We start from the raw sequence: 3749 nt of genomic DNA, 5'->3' as shown, positions 1-3749 counted from the left end.
ACGTTGCGGCGCGCGGTCCGCCACGGCAGCAGCGCGTCGTCCTGGAACATCAGCGCCCGGTCGGCGGACGGTCCGGTGACGGGCTCGCCGCCGGCGAGGACGCGCCCGGACGCGGCGGGCAGCAGCCCGGCGAACGCGCGCAGCAGCGTCGACTTCCCGCAGCCGGATGGGCCGAGCACGGCGAGGATCTCGCCGGCCTCGGCGGTGAGGTCGAGGCCGGTCACGACGGGCCGGCCGCCGTAGGCGAGCGTCACGCCCTCGGCCCGCAGCTCGATCGCGCCGCCAGCGCCGCGGGGGGACGCGGGTCCACGCGCGCTCCGGTCCGCTTCGCCCGTCATGAGCGCCCCTCCCTCGGCAGCCAGCGGGTCAGCCGGCGGCCGGTCAGCTCCACTGCGGCGGAGGTGAGGTAGCCGAGCAGCCCGATGGTGGCCATCCCGACGAGCACGCCGGGGTAGTCGACGATCGTGTACGCCTGCCAGGTCCGGTAGCCGACGCCGAAGTCGCCGGAGATCATCTCGGCGGAGATCACGCAGATCCACGCGACGCCCATCCCGATGGACAGGCCGCCGAACACGCCGGGCAGGATCCCCGGCAGCACGACTCCGAACAGCACGCGGACGCGGCTGCCGCCGAGCGTGCGGACGGCGTCCTCCCACACGAGCGGGAGGGCCTTCACCGCGTGCCGGGTGCCGACGAGGACGGGGAAGAACGCGGCGGCGAAGGTGATGAACACGATGCCCTGCTCGTTCGCGGGGAACAGCAGGATCGCGACCGGCACCAGCGCGATCGCCGGGATCGGCCGGGCCACCTCGAACAGCGGCTGCAGCAGGTCGCCCGCCCACCGGGACCGGGCGGTGGCGACGCCCGCGGCGACGCCGAGGACGGCGGCGAGCGCGAACCCGGTGAGGATGCGGACGAGGCTCTGCGCGACGTCCTGCCAGTACTGGGCGTGCTCGACCTGCCGGCCGAACTCCCGCAGGACGTCGGCCGGGCCGGGGAACCGGTCGAACCGGACCCACAGCCGGACGTTCGCCGCGGTCAGCAGCTGCCACACCGCGAGCGCGGCCAGGAGGGACGCGGCGCGGACGGGCCAGCGCAGGAGGCCGCTCACGCGCTCTTCACCGCCTCGTCGTAGGTGACGACCTCGGCGCCGGAGTGCGCGGCGATGTACTTCCGCGCGCCCTCGTCCGTGGCGAACGGCTTGAACCTCTCCCCCGCCTTGGCGGACGGGTCCTCGACCCAGACGTCCTTGTCGGCGAACCAGCGGGTGCCGGTCGTGGCGTCCGGGATGTAGGCGGCCCTGAGCCGCTTGCCCTGGCTCTGGAGCGCGCGCACGTTCTTCAGCAGGCAGACCGGGTCGGCCACGGGGCGCGTCCTCTCCTCGCCCTGCACCCACACCTCGCCGGCGGTCTTCGGGTCGTCCACCTGGGTCTTGCACACCTCGTCGGTCCCGGTGATGGCGGCGGGGTTGGCGGTGGACGCGGCGTCGTGGTCGTAGGACGCGCCGTACGCCTTCCTGATGTAGGTGTCGTTGATGAAGGGCCCGACTTCGAGCGGCGTCTGGATGACCCCGATGGACTTCAGGAACGGGACGTCGTGCACGAACGCGTCCTTCAGCCCCTGCTTGATGGTCGGGTCGAACGTGGCGACGCCGCCCGCGCCGTTGTAGAGGTAGACGGTCTCGGCGGGCAGCCCGGTGGTGGACGCCACCGACTCGGCCGCCGCCAGCGGGTGCGCGTGCAGGTAGTCGGTCGCGTCGATCTGCGCGCGCAGGAACGCGTCCAGCACCTTGCCGTCCTTCTTGGCGAACTGGTCGCGCACCACCACGCCGTGGAACGTCGGCACGTCGAGTTGGCCGCCGTCGTACAGCAGCCGCGCCTGCCCCTTGTTGACCAGCAGCCCGGGCCAGGCGACGAACTGGGCGAACGCCGCCGCGCTGCCCGCCTGCAACGCCGAGGCGCCGACCGTGGGCTGCTGGTTCTCGACCTTGACGTCCTTGGCGGGGTCCAGTCCGTACTTGCGGGCGGCCTGGACGAACGTGCCGTGGCCGGCCGAGCCGACGCTCGTCGAGACCGTCTTCCCCTTGAGGTCGCGCAGCGTCCTCGCCTTCGAACCGGGGGCGACGACCACGCCGTTCAGCGAGCCGCGCATGTTGTAGCCGGTCACCGACACCCAGGAGGTCTTCGCGTCGCCGCCCTGGGCCTGCGCCCGCGACCCGTTGATCAGCAGCGGGTAGTCGCCCATCGAGCCGATGTCGATCTTCCCGGCGAGCATCTGCGCGGTGATGGGCGCGCCGGTGTCGTAGTCGCGCCACACCACCGAGTACTTCGTGCCGTCCTGCTTCCCGAGCGCCTTCAGCCGCTTCTCGAAGTAGCCGAGCGAGCGCAGCAGCGTCCCGGCCGTGACGGTGTTGATGGTCTTGGACTGGTACCCCACGACGATCTGCCCCGACCCTCCGCCGTCGGCGGCGTTCCCGGCCACGGTGCAGCCGGCCAGGAGCGGGAGGAGGGCGGCGCCCGCGGCCAGTGTCGTCTTCATCGCGTTCATCGGCGGCATCGCGTTCTTCGCTCGCATCGCGTTCTTCGCTTGCATCGCGTTCATCGGTCGGGTCCTCAGCGCAGCAGGTACGGCATGTCGATGGTCACGGCCCCGGTCGGGCAGCGGTCGGCGCACGGCCCGCAGTACCAGCACTCGTCCACGTGCATGTACGCCTTGCCGGTCTCCGGGTGGACCGCGAGGGCGTCCAGCGGGCAGACGTCGATGCACAGCGTGCAGCCGTCGATGCAGAGCGCCTCGTCCACCGTCACGGGGACGTCGGCGCGGTTCTCCACGAGGGACATGGGTTCTCCAGTGGTGTGCGGGCATGCGGGACCCGCCGCGCGGCGCTGCGCGGCTTCGGCCGGACGGCCGGGAAGGAGGGCGGGGCTAGGCGCGGCTCATGGAGCCGCTCATCGTGATCCGGTCGCCGCGGAAGCGGATGAACTCCAGGTCCACGGGGCGCCCGTCCGACAGGTGGGTGAGGCGTTCGAGCATCAGCAGGGCGGCACCGCGCGGGGCGTCCAGGGTGGCGGCGGAGTGCGGGTCGGCGTTGACCGCCTCCAGCGTCACCTCGGCCCGGCCGAGCGGCCGGCCGGCGATGCGTTCGAGCAGGACGAAGATGTCGTTGCGGACCAGGTCCTCGGCCAGCAGCGGCTCGCCGAGGTCGCGCGGGATGTAGGTGAGGTCGAGGGAGAGCGGCAGCCCGTTCAGCCGCCGGATCCGCTCGATGTAGACGACCTGCTCCCCGGCGGGCAGCCGCAGCCGGGAGGAGACCTCGCGGGACGGGGTGAGCAGGCCGGTCGTCCGGACCTCGTTGGCGACCTCGCCGTGCTCGCGCAGCGTCTCGGCGAGGCCGAGGAGCCGCTCCAGCCCGTGCGGGTACTTCTCGGCGACCGCGTGCGTGCCGACGCCGGGGCAGCGCTCGATGAGGCCCTCGGCGCGCAGCAGCGCCAGGGCCTCCCGGACGGTGTTGCGGGACGCGCCGAACTCGCGGACGAGCTCGGCCTCGGCGGGCAGCGCGCCGCTGCGCAGGTCGCCGTAGAGCACCTGGCGGCGCAGGACGTCCGCGACCTGGCGGGCCCGGTCCGCGCGCGTCCGGCGCGGTTCGGGGGGGGCCGGGGGGGCCGGGGCGGGCGCGGGCGCCCGGGCGGGGGCGGGCGCCGCGGGGGGGGGGGGGGGGCGGGTCACGGCCCGACACCGCCAAAAAAGAT

5 protein-coding genes are annotated in these 3749 nt (G+C 73.5%); all 5 read right to left on the bottom strand.

The genetic code is table 11. The annotated features are described in order from the left end of the window. Positions 1-338 (bottom strand): ATP-binding cassette domain-containing protein (locus ABZ914_RS48400; RefSeq protein ID WP_500201363.1); only part of this gene is annotated, 338 nt, incomplete at its 3' end. Continuing rightward, positions 335-1111 (bottom strand): ABC transporter permease, encoded by a 777-nt coding sequence (locus tag ABZ914_RS48395; RefSeq protein WP_500201362.1) that lies wholly within the window; start codon positions 1109-1111, stop codon positions 335-337. The genes ABZ914_RS48400 and ABZ914_RS48395, both read right to left, overlap by 4 nt. Next, entirely contained in the window at positions 1108-2601 is a 1494-nt protein-coding gene (locus ABZ914_RS48390) for an ABC transporter substrate-binding protein (RefSeq protein ID WP_500201361.1), read from the bottom strand. Before ABZ914_RS48390 ends, ABZ914_RS48395 begins: the two co-directional genes overlap by 4 nt. 11 nt (positions 2602-2612) lie before the next feature. After that, positions 2613-2840 carry a 4Fe-4S dicluster domain-containing protein gene (locus ABZ914_RS48385; protein ID WP_151593689.1) on the bottom strand — a complete coding sequence of 76 codons (228 nt, stop codon included), beginning with the start codon at positions 2838-2840 and terminating at the stop codon, positions 2613-2615. 85 nt (positions 2841-2925) lie between these two features. Continuing rightward, complete coding sequence (locus ABZ914_RS48380; RefSeq protein ID WP_500201360.1) at positions 2926-3726, bottom strand: GntR family transcriptional regulator; 801 nt, start codon at positions 3724-3726, stop codon at positions 2926-2928. Positions 3727-3749 lie beyond the last annotated feature (23 nt).

The sequence above is a fragment of the Spirillospora sp. NPDC046719 genome (genome assembly GCF_040645715.1).
Taxonomy (GTDB): domain Bacteria; phylum Actinomycetota; class Actinomycetes; order Streptosporangiales; family Streptosporangiaceae; genus Spirillospora.
This window is presented reverse-complemented; position numbering and strand designations above follow the sequence as displayed.

What these genes read in the sequence shown, in the direction of transcription:
- ABZ914_RS48390 (WP_500201361.1), bottom strand. Translation starts at nt 2,601, where the DNA reads ATGAACGCGATGCAAGCGAAGAACGCGATGCGAGCGAAGAACGCGATG.
- ABZ914_RS48385 (WP_151593689.1), bottom strand. Translation starts at nt 2,840, where the DNA reads ATGTCCCTCGTGGAGAACCGCGCCGACGTCCCCGTGACGGTGGACGAG.